Raw genomic sequence first — 21,817 nt, forward strand, 5'->3', positions numbered from 1 at the left:
CCCCCGGAGGCCACAAGGCCGAAGCCGCCGCCGACAACCACCAACCCGCTGCCCCCGTGTCAACCTCTGCATCCCCGTCACCGACCGCAACGGCCACCCCGACCGCCCAGGCCACCGAGGTCGTCCCGGTAACCGTGCACCGGACCGGCGGATCGAAGAGCAAGCCGCGACACACCGCTACGGCCAAGCCCTCACCCAGCCCCTCGGAATCGCCGGAGCCTTCGGATTCGCCGACCCCGCCGAGCGACCCGCCGGCCAGCTCGTCCACCCCGGACGACCCGGCGCCGCCGGCAACCAGCGCGACGCCGGATGAACCGCCCGCCGAGCCGGAGCCGGACCCTACTGACACTTCGGACACGCCCAGCACTACTACGACGGCGCCTGATCCCGAGACGGGGACTGAGCGGCTCAGCTGAGGCTTCTGGCTGGCGCCTATTGTGGGCTGGGCGCGGCTGCGCGCTGTTGCTCTTACGGGGGACCTTCGTTGCCGCGATAGTGGCTCTTCGGACTTGTACGGTCACTCGGTGTTGTGATGCCGATGGGAACCGGTGCGATTCTTCAGATCGCGGAGGCCGGTAACCGGGTTCTCTGGTTCGTCATTTTTCAATGACACGATTCGGTGCGGCAACGGATTACCGGCGTCCTTTTCGAGGACGTTGCTGTGTTGATCGCTCATTTCGTTGATCAGGATGCTCTTTCGATCACTTGCCCTAGCGATCGCTTGCTCTGATGATCAGTCACCTGCCGGTGACCCACTCTGTCGATCTCGTCGCCCGAAGGAGTCGCGATGCCACTTGTGAAGCCGCACGAACGTGGGGGAAAACCGGTCAGAGGCTATTACCGGCTCAACTCGATCTGGAACTTCTGGTTCGGATTCATTTTGTTGATTTTGTTCCTGTCGGTGGTCCGGGGGCGCTGAGGGCTCGGGCCGCGAGGTCTGGGTCCGCGCCGGCGAGAGAAAGGCTTGAGCCGCGCGCGCCACCGCACCACACCAAATCAATGCCTCGCGGTGTGCCACCACCCCTCAGTGGCACACCGCGAGGACGTACCATCAGGGCCGGCCCAGCGCCCGATACTCCCACCCAGCCGACCGCCACTTTGCCGGGTCAAGGGCGTGCCGGCCGTCCACGATTTTGTTCTGGGCGGTCACTGCGGTCATGGCGGCTGGTTCGAGTTCGCGGAACTCGGTCCATTCTGTTAGCAGGACCACCACGTCCGCGTTGTGGGCCGCGTCGATGGCGTTGTCGCCGTAGCTCAGTTCTGGGTGGACCCGGCGGGCGTTTTCCATGGCGGCGGGGTCGAAGACGACCACGTCGGCGCCCATGCGGGACAGGGTGGCGGCTACGTCCAGGGCTGGGGCGTCGCGGATGTCGTCGGAGTTGGGCTTGAAGGCCGCACCCAGCGCCGCGATCCGCTTCCCCTGAACATCTCCGTCACACAGTTCGACGACCAGGTCGACCGTCCGCGCACGGCGGCGGCGGTTGATGCCGTCGATCTCGCGGAGGAAGCCCACGGCCTGACCAACCCCCAGCTCCTCCGCGCGGTGAGCGAAGGCGCGGATGTCCTTGGGCAGGCAGCCACCACCAAAACCCAAGCCAGGGCGAAGGAATTTACCGCCAATGCGTTCGTCGTACGCCAGAGCCTCGGCAAGGTCGTGCACGTCAGCACCGGTGGCCTCGCAAACCTCAGCCATGGCGTTGATGTACGAGATTTTCGTTGCCAGGAAGGAGTTTGCGGCAACCTTCACCAGCTCGGCGGTCTGCAGATCGGTCACCTTGACCGGCACGCCTTGGGCCAGCACCGGGGCGAACGCGGCGCGCAGCATCTGCTCCGCCCACTCGGAGGTCACGCCGAACACCATGCGGTCCGGCTTCATCGTGTCGTCGACGGCGAAGCCCTCGCGCAGGAACTCGGGGTTCCAGGCCAGCTCCACCTTTTCCCCGGCGGGAGCCAGCTCGTGGATCAGGGCGGCAAGGCGGGCTGCTGTGCCGACGGGAACCGTGGATTTGCCGGCCACCAGGGCACGACGGCGAAGGTGGGGGGCCAGCGATTCTACGGCGCTGTCGACGTACCGCAGGTCTGCGGCTTCCGATCCTTGTTGCTGCGGTGTTCCGACGCAGAGGAAATGGACGTCGCCGAATTCTCCGGCTTCCGCAAAGTCCGTGGTGAAGCGCAGGCGGCCCGATTCCAGGGCCTTGGTGAGCAGTTCGGGCAGGCCGGGCTCGAAGAAGGGGACTTCGCCGTCGTTGAGCTTTTGCACCTTTTTCGGGTCGACGTCGACGCCGATGACGTCGTAGCCCATGACGGCCATGCAGATTGCGTGGGTGGCGCCGAGATAGCCGGTGCCGATGACGCTCAGACGGGGACGAGTGATCATTGCGAGCTCCTCGTGCTATTTGCTGCAGGGGACGTTGGCCAGGCCGCTGTCCGCGCTGGAAGCCTTGTTGTCGCAGGTGAGGCGGTTGTCCTCGACCGGGGCGAAATGGAAGCCGAAACCGGGGCCGTCGACAGTTGCGGTGTTGGCCGTGAACGTGTTCGCTTTGCCCCAGCCGTCGGCTACCGAATGGGTCTGGAAACCGTCCTGGGTGCTGTGTACACCGGTGTTGCCGCTGATGGTCCAGTTGTTGCCCTTGATGTCGACCCAGGAGTCGGCCCCGGTGAGCGCGGCGCCGTCGAACGTGTTGCCCGACACCGTTCCTCCGGTCGTACCCTCCTTGACATCAATGGCTTCGGCAGTGGTGGCCGAAATGGTGTTGCCGCGCACGGTGTTGCGGTCGCTGGCGTCGGGCTGGCCGCCGGAGATATCGCTCCAGTTGGATTGCGCCGACCCGATGTAGACGCCCTCGCCGAATTTGTCGCGGCGCTTTCCGGTTTCGCGGATGACGTTGTTCTCCACGATGTTGCCGGTGCTGAACTTGCGCAGATGAATGGCTTCGTCGCCGATCTGCTCGACGGTCAGGCCGCTGATGACGGCGTTGTGCACCCCATCGCCCATCACGCCTTTCTGGGCGTTGCGGACGGTGAACCCGGACACGCGCCAGTGGTCGGCGCCGTCGAGGTGCAGGCCGTACCCCTTCTTGACGTTCCCGGCGTCCAGGACGGCACCCGCTCCCCCGCACAGCGAGATCGGCTGCTCGGCGGTGCCCTTGGTGGCGGCCACGAAGGTGCCCTGGTAGGTGCCGTCCTGCAGGTGAATGCTGGCGCCGGGGGCGGCCTGGGTGAGCGCGGCGGTCAGCGTGGCCGCATCGGTCACGGTGACCGTGGCGGCCGGGCAGTCCACCGGGACCGGCGCGGGAGCCGGAGCCGACGCCGGAGCCGAGGCCGGATCCGAGGCCGGGGTGCTGACCGGCCCGGTGGGCTGGGGGGAGGTCAGCGGGGGGTCCGGGTTGCCGACCGGGCCGGTGGCGCCGACCGGCCCGTTGGCGCCCGGCGCGGGGCCGTTGTCACGGGTCACGGTGATGATCAGCGCGATCAGGGCCACCACGAGTGCGGCCCCACCGAGCCAGACGCCCAGGCCGCCGGGCAGCGCCGGGAGCGGACGCCGCCTCACCGGATCACCTCAGCCCCGGCCCGAGCCGAAGCATCGGCCGCGCCGCGAGAATCGGCCGCACCGCGAGAATCGGCCGCGCCGCGAGAGTCAGGGCCGCCGCGAGGGTCAGGACCGCCGGGGCCGCCGCGCAGGGGCAGCTGGGGGCCGCCTTGCATCGGTACGCGAGCGGAGCGTCGTACGGCCGGGGTGTGCAACGACATGGTGTTGGCGTACGGCTGGCCCAGGCCGCGGCGGCGCCGGCGCACGCCCAGGATGGCCGAGACGATGATGAGCAGCAGGATGGCCACCCAGAGCAGCGTCATCGGGCTGGCGTAGTGGCGGAACTTGATCCAGAACGAGCTGGTGTCGTGCCAGGCGGTGATCTGGTTGCGTTCCAGCTTGATCTTGCCGCTCTGCCGGGAGGTGTCCAGCGCGCTCGGGCCGACGCCGGAGACCACGTTGAACGAGATCTTCGAGCCACCGGTCTCCCCCACCAGCGAGACGCCGTGGTTGGTGGCGTCGACGATGGTGTTGCCGCGCACCTCGGCGACCGAGCGGTTGACGTAGATGGCGTTGTCGGTGGAGTTGACCATGTTGCCGGTGATGACGGCCTTGGTCACCCCGTCGCGTACCGCAATGCCCTGCCGGTTCTGGCTGTTGAGGGTGTTGCCGCTGATCGTGACGGTGTCCGTGCCCTGGCGGGCCACGATGCCCATGTCGCCGCCGGTGACCGTGTTGTTCTGCACCGTGATGTTGAGCCCGCCGATGACCTCGATGCCGTAGTGCACGTTGTCCTCGGCGATGCTGTTCTCGATGGTGTTGGAGCCGTAGCTGCCGATCAGCTCACCGGACGCGGACGGGCCCACGGCCAGCGGCAGTCCGTTGAGCGTGAAGCCGTTGCGGGCGTTGTCCTTGGCCACGCTGTTGCTGATGCGCACCTGCTGGGCGGCGCGGGAGAGCACGAAGCCGTCGCCGCCGTTGTCCTGCGAGGTCAGCCGGTTGACGTCGATGCCGGTGGCGAAGCGGTGCAGCACCACGCCGTCCTCGAGGCTCTTGGCCACGGTGGTGTCGGAGATCGTGACGCCGTTGGAGCCGGAGATGAACATGCCGTACGCGTTGCCGCTGATCGTGGTGTGGTCGATCGAGCCGGAGACGTACGACAGACCGGGCACCCCGAAGCGGGTGTCGGGTACGGCCAGCTTGCCGCTGGGCTGGGCGAACACGTTACCGGCGCTGGGGGTGGCTTCCTCGGCGTCCTCCGCGGCCTTCGCTTCTTCGCGTTCGGTCTTGGAGAGCTGGCTCGGACCGTCGACGTCGCCGGTGTTGGGCCGGTCGGTGCCGGTCAGCCCGATGCCCCCGGTGCGCCCGCTCCAGAAGCCGAGGTCGGAGATCTGGGCGTACGCGGCACTGAACTGCCCGCCGATGGCCCGGATGTAGGCGCGCCCGTCGTCGACCCGGGTGTCCGGCAGCGACGTGCGGTTGTCCCAGCTGGTGATCTTCGTGGGAGCTTGGGCCGTACCGGTGATCTGCAGGTCGCCACCGAAGGAGACGATCGAGACAAAACCGCTGGTTGTGCTGGCCATGCGCACCGTCAGGCCGCCGGCGTTCGCCAGTTTCAGTTTGGCGCCGGAGTTGAGGTACAGGTTCTCGGTGAGCAGGTAGCTGCCGTCGCCCTGGCGCACGAACGTCTGCGGGGCAAGCTTGAGCAGGTCGGCGACCGTGTACGGCTGGCGACGGCGGGTCAGCACCAGGGTGTACCCGTCGCCGGTGTCCAGCCGGAACGGGTTGGCCGAGTACTTGCCCTTCATCGCGGCGACGGCGGCGACGGCACGGACCTTGTCTAGGCGGCTGTCCTCGGCGGCAACCAGCCCGGCTTGTTGCGCGGCGGCCTCGGTGGACAGCGGCTCGGTGTCGTCGGCGGCGGCCGGGGAGCTCAGCGGCAGCAGGGTGGTCAGGCCGAGCAGGATCCCGGCCGCGGCGGCGACGCGATTATGGGCGATCATGCGCGCATTCCTTGGGGGGCGGAGAGCGGGTGGTGGTTGACCCCCGGGGCGTCCAGGGTGGCGGCGCTCTGGCCCTCGCCGCCGATGCTGTCCGACGTGCGGGTGAGCCAGCCCTGCTTGTTCATGGTGACGAACGCGTAGAGCTTGATGGGCAGCGCGATCAGGATGACGACCAGGGCGATCAGCGGGAGCAGCAGGATCTCCTGGGGGTGGCGGCGCAGGTGCGAGTAGCCGCGGATGCCGCGGCCGAGCAGCAGCCAGATCAAGGTGAGCACGAGCGAGTGCACGCTCAGTTCCAGGCGGCTGAAGATGAGGTAGCCCAGCGCCATACCCATGGTGATGGGGGTCAGCAGGATCTGCAGCACGGTGATCTTGGTGACCAGCGGCTGGCGCCACAGCCAGCCCTTCCACAGCGCGGTCAGATAGCAGCGGTACGAGTTGCGGCTCCAGCGGATGCGCTGCTTGGCGAAGGCACGCAAGGACGACGGGAACATCGACAGGGCCCGCGCCGAGCTTTGGTGCACGGTCTTGTAGCCCTGCGCGAGCACCAGCCAGGTCAGGCGGCCGTCGTCGCCGGCCACGCAGCGCCGGCCGAGGAAGAACTCGTCCTCCAGGTGCGGGAGCACGGGCAGGATCGCCGAGCGGCGGTACGCGGCGGTGCGCCCGGACAGGCAGGCGACAGCTCCGGCGCGGCCCATGGCGGGCACATAGTCGTAGTAGCGCAGGTTGACCAGCCAGTCGGCGATGCGCCGCCAGACGCTGGTGGTGCGCTGGTAGACGTTCTGCTGGGTGCCCACGCCGCCGACCTTGGGGTCGATGAACGGCATCTGCACGTTTGCCAGCAGGTCCGGTTCCCAGCGGGTGTCGGAGTCGGCCAGCACGATGATCTCGCTGGTGGCGGCGCGGATGCCCACGCCCAGCGCGGAGCGCTTGCCGCGGTGCTCGAACGGGATGACGGTCAGCCGCGGGTCGCGCACGGCGGCCAGCCGGCTGCGCACCTCGGAGTCGCCGACGTCCGGGACGATGATGACCTCGGCCGGGTTCTGGCTCAGCCAGCTCTGCAGGCACTCCAGCAGGATTTCCGGGTCCTCGCGGTAGGCGGGCACGACCACGGACACCGAGGTGTGGAAGTTGTTGGTCACGGGCCGGGCGAAACGCGAGAGCACCGCCCGGTAGAGCCAGAGCAGCCAGACAAAGATGCCGGCCAGGCCGAGCGGCATGATGTCACGCCACGAGGTCTCGCCCGCCGTCTCGACGATCCAGGACCAGATCACGTCGAAGAAGTGAGACACGATGGAGGACTCCTCAGAGCCATTGCGCAGCACGGATGGGGTGTTTGCGGGGAAGATCGTGGCACTGGGCCGTGAGGGGGTCGCTCCGCCGACCGGGTGCCTTGATCAACCGGATGACGGAGTGTTTCATCCGTCCCGCCAGTCACACCAGTCACATCGGTCATGCGTTCTGGTCCGGCTTGCAGCGGCTCGGGGGCGAACGGCTTGACCGGGGTCGCACCGATTCCGGCGCCATCGACCGTTGACCGGGGATCGAACCCGGTCGAGAGCCGCGTATGCGGGCATAAGCCAGCGGTCGCGGCGATAACACTCCGGAAACAAAGGGCTGGCGGAGCCACAGTGTGTCGTGAAAGTGATTCATGCCACTGCAGGATGGGATCAACCAGAGCGTATCCGGAGCAGAGGTGCGGATCACCGCGATGGTTCCTTGGATCCGGCCAGGCGACGCCGATGCTTACCGCTGATGATCGACGACCATGAAGCAGAGTATTGGGCCCGGCAGATTCGTGTCGGCGCGCTGATTGCTGCGGTCGTCACGCTCAGCGGCGCGGCGCGGGTCGCGCTGGACTGGTCGGCGGTGGATCAGCGGTGGCTGGTCCCGCTGCTCGTGGTCACGCTGACTCAAGCCGCCGCGGCGTTGCTGCCCTGGCCGCGATGGGTGCGCTGGGGTCGTACCCGCAAATTCCTGGTTTTGTGGTGGGTTGCCGAACTGCCGGTGCTGTATCTGTTCGCGCGCCACGACAGCGAAGGCATGATGCTGTACCTGCCGGGGGCCACGCTCATCGTGGTGCTGGCCGCCGCGCTGTTCTCGCCGTGGGTCGTGGTGGTGCTCGGCGGGCTGTCGATCTCCGGTTTCCTGGCGCTGCTGCCCTATCAGGGGCACATCGAGGCGGTCGCGGTGATCGGCATGGTGTCCATCATGGGCGGCGTGGTCGTGGTCAACGGCATCATCGCCTACAACCGCGACAAGCTCGACGCCCGCCGGCGCGCGGCCGAACGCCGCATCGAGGCCCTGCTGGAACACTCCTCCGACCTGGTGCTGGCGCTGGCCGAGCCGGGCCAGATCCAGTACGCCAGCCCCTCGGTGGCCGCGGTGCTGGGCTGCGACAGCGCCGAGGTGACCGGCGACGTGATCAACTCGATGCTGCACCCGGACGACCTGGGCGAGGTGCTCTCCTGGATGCAGGAGCTGCGCGCGGGTGCCACCGGGGAGTCCATCCGCCGGGAGCTGCGGGTACGCCAGAACGACGGCTCGTACCTGTACTTCGACGCGGTCGCCACCAACCGGCTGCGCGACCCCGACCTCGGGGCGATCATCGTGAGCCTGCGCGACATCAGCGTGCGCCAGGCCCTGGAGGAACAGCTGAGCCGGCAGGCCTTCGCCGATCCGCTGACCGGGCTGGCCAACCGGGCCCGCTTCGCCGAGCGGCTCGCCGCGGCGGTCACCACCAGCGATGAGCGCCCGGCCACGGTGCTGCTGATCGACTTGGACGGCTTCAAGACCGTCAACGACGAACTCGGCCACAACGCCGGCGACCAGCTGCTCACCGAGGTAGCCGGGCGCCTGCACCGCTGGACCCGCGCCGGGGACACCCCGGCGCGGCTGGGCGGTGACGAGTTCGCCGTCATCCTGCAGGACACCACCCCCGCCGAGGCCGCCGCGCTCACCGACCGGCTGCTGGAGCACCTGCGCCGCCCGGTGCGTCTGCACAACCGTGAGTTCCCGCTGACCGCCAGCATCGGCATGGCCGGTGCCGGTCCCGGCGCCCCGGTCTCCGCCGAGCACCTGCTGCGCAACGCCGACCTGGCCATGTACGCAGCCAAGCGCGACGGCGGCGACCGCTGCTCGCTGTTCGACCCGGCCATGTACACCACGTTGCTGCAGGAGGCGCAGCAGCGCGCCGACATGGCCCAGGCGCTGGTCGATGAGCAGTTCGTCGTGTTCTACCAGCCGGTCGTGGACCTGGACACCGGCGCTCTGACCGGCTTCGAGGCGCTGGTGCGCTGGCGGCACCCGCGACTGGGCCTGCTGGCTCCGGGCAACTTCATCCACCACGCCGAGGCCAGCGGTCACATCGTGCCGCTGGGCCGCTGGGTGCTGCGCGAGGCGTGTGAGCAACTGGCCCGGTGGCAGCGGGGCTTCCCGGCCGCGCGGGACTTGAAGATGAACGTCAACCTGTCGGGCCGGCAGTTCCAGGACGCCGCGCTGGTCGCCGACGTCACCGCCGCCATCGCCGACGCGGGTATCGAGGCCTCGGCGCTGACGCTGGAGATCACCGAGTCGATGCTGATGGACTCGATCGACACCGCCGCCGACATCCTGGGCGCGCTGCGCCGCCTCGGGGTGTGCCTGGCCATCGACGACTTCGGCACCGGCTACTCGTCACTGGCCTACCTGCAGCGTCTGCCCGTGGACATCGTGAAGATCGACCGCTCCTTCGTGGAGAACGTGGACACCGACCCGGACAACGTGGCGCTGGTCGAGGCCGTGCTGAACCTGGCGCGTGCGCTGCGCCTGCAGACCGTGGCCGAGGGCATCGAGTCCGTGGCGCAGCAGACGACCTTGCAGGTGATGGGTGTGCGATCCGGGCAGGGCTATCTGTTCGGCAAGCCCAGGGATGCGGTCGAGATCAGCCGGCTGCTCGATACAGACTGTGCGTCCGAGCCGTCAGTGCCGGTCGGCGTTGCCCTTCCCGCTCGACCGTAACCGCCAGGCTCAGCGAGACGAACCCGCCGGGCACCGCCACCGCCTCGGCGATCGCGGCGCCCGCCCGGATCCGCGACCCGGCCGGCACCGGCGTGACGAACCGTAGCTGTTCGAGGCCGCCGTTGACGGCCAGACCGGTGCCGTGCACGGCGAACAGCTCGGCCAGCAGCGGGGTGAGCAGCCCGGCCAGCAGGTAACCATGGGCGATGGTGGTGCCCCACGGCCCGGCCGCGGCCCGGTCCACGTCGACGTGGATCCACTGGTCGTCGCCGGTCAGCTCGGCGAACGTGTCGATGTCGCGCTGGCTGATCGTGCGCCAGCCGCTGACCCCGAGGTGCTGCCCGGCCGCCTGCAGCAGGCTGCCGGGCTCCGCGAACACCTTCACCGGCGGCGGGCGCCGGGTTTGCGGACCGCGCACGTCAGCCGGGCGGTGCACACCCGCCGCCCGGCGTCATCGGTGAGCACGATCTCGTACGTCGCTGCGGCCGCGCCCTCGTGCACCGGGGTGGAGACCCCGGTGACGAAGCCCGAGCGGACCGCCCGGTGGTGGGTGCAGGACAACTCCTGACCCACCGCGGTGCCCCCGGGTCCGGCCAGCACGTAGGCCGACAGCGAGCCCAGCGTCTCGGCCAGGGCGGCGCTGGCCCCGCCGTGCAGCAGGCCGATTGGCTGGCGGTTGCCCGCGACCGGCATCCGCCCGGCCACCCGCTGCGGACCGTACTCCAGGATCTCGATGCCCAGCCGGGCGATCAGCTGTTCCTGCTCGTAGCCGGGCAGCACGCTGAGCAGGTCGCCGGGTGGGGTCTGCACATCGGTCATCGTCAGCTCGCCTTCAGCCGGCACAGCGCGTCGCCGGCCCGGTCGGTGTCGAGCCGGGGATCGTCGTTGAGGATGAAGCGCTCCAGCTCGGCCAGATTGGCCGACGGTTCGATGCCGAGCTCCGCGACGAGCCGGGCACGCAGCCCCCGGAACACCGCAAGCGCCTCGGAACGGCGCTGGCAGCGGTAGAGCGCCAGCATCAGGTGACCGTGCAGCGCCTCGTGCAGCGGGTGCAGCAGGGTCAGCTCGACCAGCTCGCTGACCAGCGAATGGTGCTCGCCGAGGCGCAGATCGGCGATGATGCGGTGCTCGGTGGTGCACAACCGGTTCTCCTCCAGCCGGTTGACCTGGGCCTGCAGCAACGGCCCGGCCTGCACGTTGACCAGTGCCTGACCGCGCCACACGGCGAGGGCATCGCTGAGCAACTCTGCGCCGCGGCGGGCGTCACCGGCCCGCATGGCCATCCGGCCCTGCAGATCCAGCGTGGTGTAGCGGCGGTAGTCCACCCCGAACGCCGAGGTGGACAGGCAGTAGCCGCCATCCTCGGTGATCAGCACGCCGTCGGTGACCGCGGCGACCGGCAGGTCCAGCGCCACCGACAGGCTACGGCGCAACTGGCCCACATAGGTCTGCAGCGTGGTCATGGCCGTGCGGGGCTGAAGCTCGGCCCACAACTCGCGCATCAGCGAGGCGGTCGGCACCACCTGATCGGCGTGCAGCGCGAGCAGGGCCAGCACTTTTCGCGGTTTCGGTGCGATCGCGATCGGTGCCGCCTGCGCGCAGGACAGAATCATGGTGCCTAAGATCTGGAGTTCGACGTCGTCCATTACTCCCCCGAGTGATCATTGAATGGTGCGTCGTACACCGCGCATTCCATCCTACGCATTTGAAATCACCAGATGTCAATGTAATGACACCTTCGGGGCGCGGTGACGTTTGGCACACGATCAATTTATCGCCGGTGATGCTACCGCTTGGATTCAGCATATTACGAGCTTATTAAAAATGCGGAGCGCACCTCGGCCCGGACGTGATATTCACGGCCGGGCCGTCTGGGGAAAGGGCGTTTTACTGGTAGCTCACCGATTGCGGGCGCAACACGTAGACAACCCGCTCCGCGGCGTCGGCGGGCGGGCCTTCCAGCGTCATGCCGTAGCGCTTGGCCAGGCTCAGAAAAAACGCGCCGTCGGTGTCGGGATCGATGCGCTCGACCTCGCCGCGCACCTCCAGATAGCGATAGGGCTGCTCCGGGTCGTTCACCGAGATGGCCACGCGCCGCTCGGCCTGCACATTGCGATATTTCTGCCGCGTGGTGGTGTTGGTGAAGTAGATGAATTCGCCGTCGTAGCTGTACCACATGGGATTGACCTGGGGCTGGCCGTCCGGGCGGGTGGTGGCCAGGTGGCCGTACAGCGGACGCTCGAGAAGATCGGCGTGACTGCCCGGGATCGTGTTCATCGTCAGTTTCTTCCCCTAGCTGCTGGCTTGGCGAGGTGCACGGCAGAACCCGTCCACGATAGCTCAGTGGGCTGTCATGTATCAGCCCACGATGGTGGACCCCCGGCCGCCACGGGGTCGCGGCGGGGCGCCGCCGGGCGGATCAGGTGGCGCAGCCGGTCGGCGATCCGCTGGGCGCGGGCGAGGGGGACGCAGGCGTCGATGTGGCCGTCCGGTCGTACCAGAAGGATCCGGGAACGCCGGGCACGCTCGGAGCCGGAACCCCGCGGCAGCTCACCGCTCAGCACGTTGGTGGCGGCTCGCAGCACCCGGATGTCGACCAGCTCGCCGTAGGTCTCGCGCACCGTGCGCAGCAGCCGGGCGGTGGCGACGTCGGCCTGCCCGGGGATGGCCAGCAGCACGGTGTAGCGCAGGTCGTCGAGGGCGGCGCGCAACGGCAACCGGCGGTGCCGGCGCTCATCCCACACCGCGCGGTCGGGCACGAGTCCCCCGGGGCGAGCGGCCCCGAACGCGACGCTGCCCGGCATCGCGGTGCCATAGACCGTACGCAGGCCGGCGAGCCACGGCACGTACGCCCGGTGGAACAGCCGCAGCGCGGAGGCCAGGCGCAGCGCCGCGTCGCGGGCGCGTACCTGAAAACCGCGGCGCAGCAACCAGATCCGGGTCTGGATCTCGGCTTGCCGGATCACCGCGCGGGCCACCTGCCCGCGCTCCTCGGCGTAGGTGTCGAGCAGCCGTGGATCGGCGTGCCCGGCGGCCACCAGGGCGAGCTTCCACCCGAGGTTGTGCGCGTCGCCAACCCCGGTGTTGAGGCCCTGACCGCCGGCCGGGCTGTGGATGTGCGCGGCGTCGCCCACCAGGAACACCCGGCCGGCGCGGACCTGGCCGGCGTGCCGGGCGTGCACCGAGAAAACGCTGATCCAGTGCGGGTTGCGCAGCTGCAGGCCACCCGGGCCGCGTTCGTCGACGAGCTGCTGCACCAGCTCCAGCCCGACATCCTCGCGACGCAGGCCGGGCGGGCCGGAGGTGAACACCCGCCAGCGCCCGTCGGGCAGTCCACACGTGACCAGAATGCCCTTGGTGGAACAGAAGTAGTGGGTCACGTCGGGCTGCAGCGTGGTGTCCAGGTCGATGTCGGCGACCACGAAGCCGAGTTCATGGGTGGCGCCATCGAAGGGCACGCCGAGTTCTGTTCGTACCCGGCTGCCGGCGCCATCGGCTCCGACCACGTAGGCGTAGCGCCGCTCGGCAACCTCCCCTTCGCGGGCAAGCCGGACGGTCACCCCGCCGGAGTCCCGGGTCAAGGCCTGCAGTTCGGTGCCCCAGTGCACGATGCCACCGAACCGGGTGACGGCTTCGCGCAGCAGGTGCTCCACAGCGGGCTGCGGGAAGGCCAGGGGGCGCAGCTGATCGCCGGTGAACCCGATCTCGCCGACGGGCCGGCCCGCCGAGTAGTACCGCAAGGCGGCCTGCGGCAGGGCCCATTCCTCGACCGATGCGGAGAACCCCAACCGCCGCAACAATTCCACGGTACGAGGCCAGATCGCGAGGGCCTTGGACAGTCCGCTCGGCGCGTCCGCCCGGTCGACGAGGTCAACCTCGACGCCCCGGCGCAGCAGCTCGGCCGCCAGGCACAACCCGGCCGGGCCGGCGCCGACGACGAGGACTTTGCCGTCTGCGGGTGGGGGGAACATGGTCATCCTCCTGCGAGCGATGGGCGGAAGGGGGCCCGGTGCCGGACGGGGGGGACCGGCACCGGGCAGGTTCTCATCCGGCGACGGGCTGCGACGCCACGGTTTCGGCCGGCTCGGCCGCCGGGGGCTGCTGGGCGGCGGCCCGGCTGCGCAGCATCAGGAACACGACCACACCGGTGATCGCGGTGATCGCGGCGACCAGCCAGAGCATGGTGCTCAGCGCCGAGGCGTAGCCGTCGGCCAGGAAGCCGTGGAAGGCCACCCGGTCCGCGGCGGGCACCAACTGCTCGGGCGTGCTCAGATCACCGCTGGCCACCTTGTTGCCGACCTCGGCCACGTCGCCCGAGCCCAGCCCGGTGAAGCGCCCGACGCCCTCGCCGATGCGGTTCTGCGCCAGGCTGACCAGCACCGCACCGATGACGGCGACGGCGAGGGCCTCCCCGGCCAGGCGCATGGTGTTGAACATGCCGGCGGCCATGCCCGCGCGCTGCGGCTCGACCGAGGTGATCGCCACGGCGTCGACCAGGCCGGCCGAGATGCCCATGCCGATGCCGACCAGCAGCAGCGGACCGGCCACCTGCAGGGTGCCGCTGTGGCTGTCGATGGTGCTCAGCCAGGCACAGCCGGCCCCGACGACGAGCAGGCTGCCGGCCAGCACGGCCCGGTTGGACAGCCCGCGCGCGACTAGCTTGCCGACCAGCAGCGGCACCACCAGCACCGGCAGGGTCAGCAGCATCATGGTCACCCCGGCCACGGCGTTGGACAGCCCGCTGACGCCGGTGAAGAACGAGGGCAGGAAGACCAGCAGGCAGACGAAGCCGAACGACAGCGCGACCGGGACCAGGCAGATGGCCAGGAAGCGGCGCTGCAGGAACAGGCTGATGTCGAACATGGGGTGCTGGGTGCGCCGCTCGACCAACGCGAACACGACCATCAGCGCCGCCGCGCCGATCAGCAGGGCCAGCACCGAACCGCTGGCCCAGCCCCACTGCGGGCCCTCGACGACGCCGAGCATCAGCAGGAACAGGCTGAGGGTGAACAGCAGCGTGCCGCTCCAGTCGACCTTGGCACCGGCGGCACCGCGGGAGGCGGGCATGAACCGCACGGCCAGCAGCACGGCGGCCGCGACCACGGCGTGCGAGATGAACACCGCGCGCCAGCCGAACGCGCCGACCAGCAGGCCCGAGGTCGAGGGGCCCAGGGCCAGGCCACCGCCGGCGGCCGCCCCGAGCAACCCGAACGCGCGGGTCAGGGCGGCACCTTCGAAGGTGGTGGCCAGGATGGCGCTGCCCGCGGTCATCACCGCTGCGGCCCCGAGCCCGGCCAGCGCCCGCAGGATGTCGAGCAGCAGGATGTCGGTGGTGGCGGCGCTGGCCAGCGAGGCCGCGGCGAACACGGCGGTGCCGAGCACGAACATGCGCCGCCGCCCGACGATGTCGGCAAGCGAGCCGAAGGCCAGCATGAAGCAGGCGAAGGCCAGGTTGTAGCCGTTCACCACCCATTGCAGGGGCACCAGGCCGGCGTGCAGGTCAGTGGCGATCGACGGCAGGGCCACCGAGGCCCCGGTCAGCGAGGCCGGCAACACCAGCACCGCGACGCACACGGCGGCCAGGGTTATTCCGGGACGGACCGGTGTCCGGCCCGCGACTGCGGCTGTCATTCGGTGACTCCTCGTTCGCGCTTCTACGTACGCTTCTTTGTATCAGGGTTCGAATACACGGTAAAGCTCTGCGCTCCTCAGCGGAGCCCGCCGTGCACGTCGAGCACGGCCCCGTTGACGTACGAGCTCTCGGCGGAGGCGAGGAACACCGCGGCGGCGGCCAGCTCCTAGGGATCGCCGAGCCGGCCCTGCACCAGCCGCTTGCGGTAGCGTTCCCAGAGCGCCGGGTTCGCGGCCACCTGCTTGCCCATGCCCTCGTCGAAGTAGCCGGGGGCCAGGCAGTTGACGGTCACGCCGGATGGTCCCAGCTCCACCGACGCGGTGCGGGTGAACGTTTCGACGGCGGCTTTGCTGGCTCCGTACGCCGCGGCTCCGGCGGTCGGGCGGGTGGCCACACACGACGACATCGTGATGATCCGGCCCTGTCCCCCGGCGCTCAGGTGTGGCGCGAACGCCCGGGTGGTCAGGAACACCCCGGTGAGGTTGGTGGCCACGGTGTCCTGCCAGTCGGTCAGCGACAGCGCGCCGATCTTGCCGTCGCGGCTCACCCCCGCGTTGCAGACCAGCACGTCGGCGCCGCCCAGGACGGCCAGGGTGGCCTGGGTCAGCTCGGCGACCGACTGCTCGTCGGTGACGTCGGCGCTGTGATAATGCACCCGGCCCGGGTGGATGTCGTCGAGTTCCTTGATGTCGTAGGGGTTGCGGGCCGCACACATGACCCTGGCCCCCTCGTGCAGGAAGCGCTCGGTCAGCGCGCGGCCGAGCCCACGGGTGCCGCCGGTCACCACGATGCGTTTGCCAGCGAGTCGCACGGGCGTACTCCTCTCAGTACCAGGTCAGCAGGGTGACGGCGGCGTTCATGCCACCGCCGACGGAACCGAGCAGGATCCGGTCACCGCGCCGGAACGGCCGGCGGCGGTGCGCCGCGTCGAGGGTGACCGCGACCGAGGCAGCGGCGGTGTTGCCGTACTCGGGGGCGGTCAGCTCGAGTTTGTCGCGCGGGGCGCCGACCGAATCCGCGAAGGCGCGCAGCAACTGCGGGTTCGCCTGGTGGAAGACCAGCCGGTCGAGTTCGCCCACGCTGATCCCGGCGTCGCCGAGCACCCGGGCGGTGAGCTTCTCCAGTTGTTCGAGGGCGTAGTCACGTACGGCCCGGCCCTCCATGCGGAACAGCGCGGCACCCTCGGCGATCGACGCGGCGGTCAGCGGGGCCGCCGTGCCGCCACCGTGCACCTTGACCAGGTCGTGCAGCTCGCCGTTGGTGATCAGCTGCACCGGGCCGAAACCGTAGCCCTCGGGCACCTCGCCCAGCAGCAGCGCCCCGGCGCCGTCGCCGAACAGGCTCACGGTCTTGCGGTCGCTGCGGTCCATGATGGTGGAGAAACGGTCCGCGCCGACCACCAGCAGCTGTCCCCCGGCACCCAGCGGGGTCGCGGCGAGCGCCCCGGCGATGGTGACCGCGTAGAGAAAGCCGCTGCAGACCGCGTTGATGTCGAAGGCGGGCACCTCGCTCAGCCCGAGCTTGTGCTGCACGATCGCCGCGGTGGCCGGCTGCGGTACGTCGGGGGTCGCGGTGGCCACGATCAGGGCACGCAGCCGTTCGCGGGCCGCGGGGTCGCTGCTGAGTGCCCGACGTGCGGCGTGCACGGCGAGATCCGAGGTGGCCTCGTGGGCGGCGGCGTAGCGGCGTTCGTGCACGCCGGTACGCTCGGCGATCCACTGTTGCGTGGCGCCGGTCCACGCGCTGATGTCCGCGTTGGTGATGACGGTGTCCGGGACGTACGAGCCCAGAGCGATCACGCCAAGTGCCATGCCGGGATCTCCTTGCTAGACAAGACGAGGGTTCACAGGCCCAGGCCGAGCCCGCCGCTGACCGGCAGGACCGCCCCGGTGATGAAGCCGGCATCGTCGCCGGTCAGGAAGCGCACCGCCGCGGCGATCTCCTCGGGCCGTCCGGGCCGGCGCAGCGGGGTCTGCTCAAGAAACTGCTCGCGGCGCCGGGCCGGGAGCACCGCGGTCATGCCGGTTTCCACGAAGCCCGGGGCCACGACGTTCACCGTCACGCCCCGCGATCCGACTTCCCAGGCCAGGGAGCGGGCGAGTCCGATGAGCCCGGCCTTGGCGGCGCAGTAGTTGGTCTGCCCCGGCGAGCCGGTCAGCGCCACCGCGGAGGAGATGAACACCAGCCGTCCCCAGCGGGCCTGGACCATGGGCATCAGCGAGCGCTGCGCCACCATGGCAGTGGCCGACAGGTTCGTGGCCACCACCGCGTGAAAGTCCGCGGCCGGCATCCGGGCCAGCAGGGCGTCGCGGGTGATGCCGGCGTTGGCCACCACGGCCTCCACCTCGCCGCGGGCGGCCTCGACCTCGACGAACGCGGCTTCGACCTGCTCGGGCACGGTGACATCGCAGCGCACCGCGAACAAACCTTCGGGTGGTTCCCCGCTGCGGTAGGTGACGGCGACCTTGTGCCCGGCCGCGTCCAGCTCCCGCGCGATCGCCAGGCCGATCCCCCGGTTGCCGCCGGTGACCAGGACGCGGCGGCTCACGGTGCGGTCACGACGACGGCGGCGTTCTGCCCGCCGAAGCCGAAGGAGTTCGACAGCGCGGCGCGCAGGGTGGCCGGGCGGGCATCCTTGGCCACCACGTCCAGCTCGATCTCGGGATCCAGGCTGGACAGGTTCGCGGTCGGCGGGATGCTGCCGTGGTGCACGGCGAGGACAGTGTAAGCCGCTTCCACCGCGCCGGCCGCGCCGATCAGGTGCCCGATGACACCCTTGGTCGAGGTGACCGCCGGGTGGTCGCCGAGCACCCGGCGGATGACCCGGGCCTCGGTCACATCGTTCATCGCGGTGGCCGTGCCGTGCGCGTTGACGTGGCCGATGTCGCCGGGTTCGACCCCGGCGTCGGCGAGCGCAGCGCGGATGGCCCGCTCGGCGCCGTCGCCCTCGGGGTGCGGTGAGGACGGGTGGTGCCCGTCGGCGGAGGCGCCGTAGCCGCTGACGTGGGCGTACACCCGGGCCTGGCGGGCCTGTGCGTCGGCGGCTCGTTCCAGGATCAGCATGCCGGCGCCCTCACCGGCCACGAACCCGTCGCGGTCGGCGTCGAAGGGCCGGGAGGCGGTTTCCGGGCTGTCGCGCCGGGTGGACAGCGCGCCCATGCGGTGCAGGCTGGCCATGGTCGTGCGGGTGATGGTCGACTCCGAGCCACCGGCGATCACCACGTCGCACATGCCCGCGGCGAGCAGGTGCCGGGCGGTGCCGATGGCGCTGGTGCCCGCGGCGCAGGCGGTCGACACGACCAGGTTCGGGCCCAGCGCGTGCTGGTCGATGGCAAGGTAGCCCGCTGTCATGTTGACCGGCGCCATCACCATCAGCAGCGGCGAGATCATGTCCGGGCCGTCCTCGGCCAGCCGGGCCTGCTCGCGCTCGTAGGTGGCCGAGCCGCCGAACGAGCTGCCCACCACCACGCCCACCCGGGCGCCATCCCAGGTCGCCGGGTCCAGCCCGGCATCGGCGACGGCCTCGCGGGCGGCCACGATGGCCAGGTGCGCGACCCGGTCGAGGCGCCATGCGTTGCGCCGCCCGAGCAGGGCCCCGGCGTCGAAACCGGGGACCCGGCAACTGAAGTCCACCCCGAGCCCGGTGAGGTTGTCGTCCGGCGACGCGGTCGAGCGCCCCGAGCTGATCCGCTCCCAGTTCGCCGCAACCCCGATCCCGGCCGGGGTGACCAGGCCCAGGCCGGTGACGGCGACGTCGGTGCGTGCCGGGCTGCTCACGCCGGGCGCGCCTTGGCGTCGATGACGGCGACGACCTCGCCGAGCCGGCGTTCGGGCGACAGTTCCATCTCATCAACCACGACGCCGAAGGACTTCTGGATCGACACGCTGAGCTCGATGAGGGCCAGCGAGTCCAGGTCGAGGTCCTCGAAGGTGGTGTCGGGGCGCAGCTCGGCGCTGGGGATGCCCATCTTCTCGCTGAGGATGGCGAACAACGATTCCTGTACGGCGATCACGATGCTGTCTCCTTGCTGGTTGGGGTGGATGGCCGGCTGGTTGGGGTGGATGGCCGGCTGGTTGGGGTGGATGGCCGGCGCACGACCATGGCGGTCCAGGTGAAGCCGCCGCCGCCGTTGAGCACGAGGGCGTACTGCCCGGGGGCGAGCAGGTCGGTGGTGGCCAGGTCGGCGAGCGAGGCGTTGAGGTCGCCGGCGCCCAGGTGCCCGGTCGAGCGTCCGAGGTCGAGCTGCTCGGCGCCGGTCAGCTCGGCCAGCGGCGGGATGTAGGCCTCCTGCATGGCGCGGGCACCGAGGCGCGGCAGCACGGCGTAGCGCAGGCGCTCGTCGTCCCCGGCCAGGCCGGCGTCGCGCAGGGCCTGGCGTACGGCCGTCCGGATGGCGTCGGCGGCGGTCTTGACGAAGCGTTCCCCGCCGAAGGCCGCGATGAAGTCCCGCTTGGGCCGGCGCACGTTGATCGGGCCGTGGCCCAGCGGCGCGGCCTCGAACGTGTCGTTGCCGCGGTGCATGATCTCCAGGTCGGCGGCGACCGTACTGGCGGTGGCGTGCAGCTCCAGCTCGGCCGGGCGCTCGGCGAGGCGGTGCACCAGCACGGCGGTGGCCCCGTCACCGGCGGCCATCCCGTAGTCGCCGCGCCAGCGATCCCAGCTGGGCAGCAGGAACCGGTCGGCGGTGGTGACCAGCCCGGGTCCGGCGTCCGGGTCGCCCTGCAGCCGGCTGACGATCAGGTCGATGCCTGCCGCACCGCCGTTGCACTGCTGCAGCAGCCCGATCGGGATGGCGCGGCGCGCATCGAGGCGATCGGCGATGAAGTGCGGCGCAGACCAGGCGTCGTGACCCTGGTGGTGGACGCTGGCGTGCAGGACCAGGCTGAGCGTCTCGGCCGGGCAGCCGGCGCGGTCGAGCACGGCGCGGGCGGCGCTGACCGCCATCTCCGGTGGCGCCTCGGTGGTGGCCACCGGCACCCCGGCGTAACCGAGGTCGCGTGCCGAGCGGCTGTCGAGTTCACCGCCGGCGAGGGCTTGCCCGGTGCTCTGCCAGCCCGGCGGATACCAGCTGCCGGCGCTGAGGCCGATGGGTTCGCGCAGCTTCATCGCCGGCCTGCCCGGGCGTCGGCAAGGACGGGGTCGAGCAGCGCGGCGGCCTGGGCGGCGTCGGTGAAGTGCACCGCCTGCCAGCCCTGGGCGCGGGCGCCGTCGCAGTTCTTGAGCAGGTCGTCGACGAGCACGCACTCGTGCGGGGCGACCCCGGCTCGCTCGGCGGCGAGGGCGAAGATCGCCGGTTCGGGTTTGCGTGTGCCGACCTGGAAGGACATCACCAGGTCGTCGAAGACATCCGGCTGCGGGATCATCTTGCGCCACTGCTTGTCCCATGCGGGGACCATGTTCGACAGCATGCCGACGAAGACGCCCCGGGAGCGGGCGGCCCGCAGCCACTGCACCCAGGCGGCGTTCGCGGGGCGCCCGGCGAACCACCGGCTGCCGAAGTCGGACAGGTCGGCGTGCACGCCGGTGGCGGCCAGCTCGGCCTCGACCTGGCGGGCCCATTCCTGCTCGGTGACCAGCGGGGTGTCCAGCGGTGCCATGGCGTCGGTGCCGTAGTGCGCGCCGACGGCGGCCATGGCCGCGGTGAGCTGGGCCGGTTCGAGCCCGGCGCCGGCGCAGAAGACTCGCAGGGTTTCGCCCGTGGGTGGGGTGAGCACGCCGCCGAAGTCGGTCCACACGGCCTTGATCGGGGTGGTCAGGCTCATCGCAGCGTCACCTCGGCCTGGCACGCCACCAGTCCGGCCTGGCGGAACTCGACGCTGATCGAGGCGTCCGAACCGGTCGCCGCCTCCACCGCGGTGGGCTCGTCGAGCTCGACGATGCGGGTGAACCCGGCACGCAGCCCGCGGACCGCTCCCCCACCGGCGGCGTAGACCGCTGCCTGCTGGGCGGCTTCCATGAGCGCCATCGCCGGCACGTGGTCCAGCGGGTGGTCGTACAGGCAGGCGTGATCGACGGGTACGTCCAAGGTGGCCCGGGCACCGCCGGCCTCGCGGGTGGCGCCGGTCAGCAGAACGTTCTCCGGCAGGCGCCGGCCCACCTGGGCGGCGGGAACCAGGGTGCCGGCCCGGGTGGCGGGGAGGGTGCCGGACAGCGGGGCTGTGGTCGTACGGCGAAGATTGCGCATGTCGGTGTAAAGGTTTGTGGCCAGATAGCTCGCATCGATGCGGGCCGTGCCCACCGGCTCGCCGCCCGCCGTGACCTCAAGGTCGAGCCGCAGCGCGCTGAGCACGCCCTTGCGCCGGCGCATCCCCGAGGTGCGCACGTGCAGCACCAGCTCGGTTTCGGTGCTGGCATTGAACTCCAGCCGCCAGCCGCCCACCAGGAACGCGGTCTGCGCGGGGACGTCGAAGTAGCGGTGCACGACCACGGTGCAGGCCTGCCGGCACGCCTCCAGCAACGCCATCGGGCCGGGCGCAGGCTCCGGGCGGTCGGAGTAGAACCAGTGGGTGCGCGGCAGGACGGCGGCCACCGCGAACGCGTCCTCGGCGAGGCGGGCCGAGTCGGTCACGAAGACCTCGCCGATGGCGTGGCGGTGCGCGAGGGCGCGAGGAACCTGCTGGTCGAAGGTGAGGGCCGGGGTCGTGGTGGGGGGT

At 70.4% G+C, this 21,817-nt stretch carries 21 protein-coding genes; 1 reads left to right on the forward strand and 20 read right to left on the reverse strand.

Annotation, left to right across the window (positions count from 1 at the left end):
* From TFC3_RS39475 to TFC3_RS19900, 6 genes are all read right to left on the reverse strand, one after another.
* Positions 1–358 (reverse strand): hypothetical protein (locus TFC3_RS39475; protein ID WP_236718220.1); only part of this gene is annotated, 358 nt, incomplete at its 3' end.
* 159 nt (positions 359–517) lie between these two features.
* Positions 518–676, reverse strand: a complete 159-nt coding sequence (locus TFC3_RS38150; RefSeq protein ID WP_161952639.1) for a hypothetical protein — start codon at positions 674–676, stop codon at positions 518–520.
* Between the two features lie 375 nt (positions 677–1,051).
* Positions 1,052–2,359 (reverse strand): UDP-glucose/GDP-mannose dehydrogenase family protein, encoded by a 1,308-nt coding sequence (locus TFC3_RS19885; RefSeq protein WP_236718424.1) that lies wholly within the window; start codon positions 2,357–2,359, stop codon positions 1,052–1,054.
* 33 nt (positions 2,360–2,392) lie between these two features.
* On the reverse strand, positions 2,393–3,550 hold the full coding sequence (locus TFC3_RS19890) for a nitrous oxide reductase family maturation protein NosD (protein WP_153040309.1): 1,158 nt from the start codon (positions 3,548–3,550) through the stop codon (positions 2,393–2,395).
* Positions 3,547–5,532 carry a right-handed parallel beta-helix repeat-containing protein gene (locus tag TFC3_RS19895; protein WP_082772176.1) on the reverse strand — a complete coding sequence of 662 codons (1,986 nt, stop codon included), beginning with the start codon at positions 5,530–5,532 and terminating at the stop codon, positions 3,547–3,549. Before TFC3_RS19895 ends, TFC3_RS19890 begins: the two co-directional genes overlap by 4 nt.
* A complete protein-coding gene (locus TFC3_RS19900) occupies positions 5,529–6,824 on the reverse strand; it encodes a glycosyltransferase family 2 protein (protein ID WP_067502079.1) in 1,296 nt (431 codons plus the stop codon). Before TFC3_RS19900 ends, TFC3_RS19895 begins: the two co-directional genes overlap by 4 nt.
* A gap of 463 nt (positions 6,825–7,287) precedes the next feature.
* Here TFC3_RS19900 and TFC3_RS19905 point away from each other — a divergent pair, with 463 nt between their 5' ends.
* On the forward strand, positions 7,288–9,531 hold the full coding sequence (locus TFC3_RS19905; protein ID WP_067502084.1) for a bifunctional diguanylate cyclase/phosphodiesterase: 2,244 nt from the start codon (positions 7,288–7,290) through the stop codon (positions 9,529–9,531).
* Here TFC3_RS19905 and TFC3_RS19910 read toward each other — a convergent pair.
* The 14 genes from TFC3_RS19910 to TFC3_RS19975 form a co-directional block, all read right to left on the reverse strand.
* The gene (locus TFC3_RS19910; RefSeq protein ID WP_067507110.1) at positions 9,455–9,916 is read right to left on the reverse strand and encodes a MaoC family dehydratase; all 462 of its coding nucleotides are present in this window, start codon (positions 9,914–9,916) and stop codon (positions 9,455–9,457) included. The genes TFC3_RS19905 and TFC3_RS19910 overlap by 77 nt on opposite strands.
* A complete protein-coding gene (locus TFC3_RS19915; protein WP_067502086.1) occupies positions 9,913–10,350 on the reverse strand; it encodes a hotdog fold thioesterase in 438 nt (145 codons plus the stop codon). The genes TFC3_RS19910 and TFC3_RS19915 overlap by 4 nt, the downstream gene beginning before the upstream one ends.
* A 2-nt stretch (positions 10,351–10,352) precedes the next feature.
* Positions 10,353–11,144 (reverse strand): AfsR/SARP family transcriptional regulator, encoded by a 792-nt coding sequence (locus TFC3_RS19920; protein ID WP_161952640.1) that lies wholly within the window; start codon positions 11,142–11,144, stop codon positions 10,353–10,355.
* Between the two features lie 274 nt (positions 11,145–11,418).
* On the reverse strand, positions 11,419–11,808 hold the full coding sequence (locus TFC3_RS19925; protein WP_067502092.1) for a PPOX class F420-dependent oxidoreductase: 390 nt from the start codon (positions 11,806–11,808) through the stop codon (positions 11,419–11,421).
* 74 nt (positions 11,809–11,882) lie between these two features.
* Positions 11,883–13,502, reverse strand: a complete 1,620-nt coding sequence (locus TFC3_RS19930; RefSeq protein WP_161952641.1) for an FAD-dependent monooxygenase — start codon at positions 13,500–13,502, stop codon at positions 11,883–11,885.
* A 73-nt stretch (positions 13,503–13,575) separates the two neighbouring features.
* Positions 13,576–15,162: an MFS transporter gene (locus TFC3_RS19935; RefSeq protein WP_082772177.1), complete on the reverse strand. Its 1,587-nt coding sequence runs from the start codon at positions 15,160–15,162 to the stop codon at positions 13,576–13,578.
* A 167-nt stretch (positions 15,163–15,329) separates the two neighbouring features.
* Positions 15,330–15,974 (reverse strand): SDR family NAD(P)-dependent oxidoreductase, encoded by a 645-nt coding sequence (locus TFC3_RS19940; RefSeq protein WP_201787191.1) that lies wholly within the window; start codon positions 15,972–15,974, stop codon positions 15,330–15,332.
* A gap of 13 nt (positions 15,975–15,987) precedes the next feature.
* On the reverse strand, positions 15,988–16,974 hold the full coding sequence (locus TFC3_RS19945; RefSeq protein WP_067502100.1) for a 3-oxoacyl-ACP synthase III family protein: 987 nt from the start codon (positions 16,972–16,974) through the stop codon (positions 15,988–15,990).
* Positions 16,975–17,006: 32 nt separating this feature from the next.
* A complete protein-coding gene (gene fabG, locus TFC3_RS19950) occupies positions 17,007–17,711 on the reverse strand; it encodes a 3-oxoacyl-ACP reductase FabG (protein WP_067502103.1) in 705 nt (234 codons plus the stop codon).
* Positions 17,708–18,940, reverse strand: coding sequence for a beta-ketoacyl synthase (locus TFC3_RS19955; protein ID WP_067502104.1), 1,233 nt, complete (start codon positions 18,938–18,940; stop codon positions 17,708–17,710). The genes fabG and TFC3_RS19955 overlap by 4 nt, the downstream gene beginning before the upstream one ends.
* A complete protein-coding gene (locus TFC3_RS19960) occupies positions 18,937–19,176 on the reverse strand; it encodes an acyl carrier protein (RefSeq protein ID WP_082772178.1) in 240 nt (79 codons plus the stop codon). The genes TFC3_RS19955 and TFC3_RS19960 overlap by 4 nt, the downstream gene beginning before the upstream one ends.
* Positions 19,173–20,270 (reverse strand): ketoacyl-ACP synthase III family protein, encoded by a 1,098-nt coding sequence (locus TFC3_RS19965; RefSeq protein ID WP_067502107.1) that lies wholly within the window; start codon positions 20,268–20,270, stop codon positions 19,173–19,175. The genes TFC3_RS19960 and TFC3_RS19965 overlap by 4 nt, the downstream gene beginning before the upstream one ends.
* Positions 20,267–20,926 carry an HAD family phosphatase gene (locus TFC3_RS19970; RefSeq protein ID WP_067502110.1) on the reverse strand — a complete coding sequence of 220 codons (660 nt, stop codon included), beginning with the start codon at positions 20,924–20,926 and terminating at the stop codon, positions 20,267–20,269. Before TFC3_RS19970 ends, TFC3_RS19965 begins: the two co-directional genes overlap by 4 nt.
* A partial coding sequence (locus TFC3_RS19975; protein WP_153040310.1) for an AfsA-related hotdog domain-containing protein occupies positions 20,923–21,817 on the reverse strand: 895 nt, incomplete at its 5' end. The genes TFC3_RS19975 and TFC3_RS19970, both read right to left, overlap by 4 nt.

Source organism: Actinoplanes sp. TFC3 (assembly GCF_001553785.1).
Lineage (GTDB): Bacteria > Actinomycetota > Actinomycetes > Mycobacteriales > Micromonosporaceae > Actinoplanes.

Excerpts from the sequence above, each read along its gene's own strand:
- TFC3_RS38150 (WP_161952639.1), bottom strand. The coding sequence starts at position 676 with ATGAGCGATCAACACAGCAACGTCCTCGAAAAGGACGCCGGTAATCCG.
- TFC3_RS19895 (WP_082772176.1), bottom strand. The coding sequence starts at position 5,532 with ATGATCGCCCATAATCGCGTCGCCGCCGCGGCCGGGATCCTGCTCGGC.
- TFC3_RS19905 (WP_067502084.1), top strand. The coding sequence starts at position 7,288 with ATGATCGACGACCATGAAGCAGAGTATTGGGCCCGGCAGATTCGTGTC.
- TFC3_RS19915 (WP_067502086.1), bottom strand. The coding sequence starts at position 10,350 with ATGACCGATGTGCAGACCCCACCCGGCGACCTGCTCAGCGTGCTGCCC.
- TFC3_RS19920 (WP_161952640.1), bottom strand. The coding sequence starts at position 11,144 with ATGATTCTGTCCTGCGCGCAGGCGGCACCGATCGCGATCGCACCGAAA.
- TFC3_RS19925 (WP_067502092.1), bottom strand. The coding sequence starts at position 11,808 with ATGAACACGATCCCGGGCAGTCACGCCGATCTTCTCGAGCGTCCGCTG.
- TFC3_RS19930 (WP_161952641.1), bottom strand. The coding sequence starts at position 13,502 with ATGTTCCCCCCACCCGCAGACGGCAAAGTCCTCGTCGTCGGCGCCGGC.
- TFC3_RS19935 (WP_082772177.1), bottom strand. The coding sequence starts at position 15,162 with ATGACAGCCGCAGTCGCGGGCCGGACACCGGTCCGTCCCGGAATAACC.
- TFC3_RS19945 (WP_067502100.1), bottom strand. The coding sequence starts at position 16,974 with ATGGCACTTGGCGTGATCGCTCTGGGCTCGTACGTCCCGGACACCGTC.
- TFC3_RS19965 (WP_067502107.1), bottom strand. The coding sequence starts at position 20,270 with ATGAAGCTGCGCGAACCCATCGGCCTCAGCGCCGGCAGCTGGTATCCG.
- TFC3_RS19970 (WP_067502110.1), bottom strand. The coding sequence starts at position 20,926 with ATGAGCCTGACCACCCCGATCAAGGCCGTGTGGACCGACTTCGGCGGC.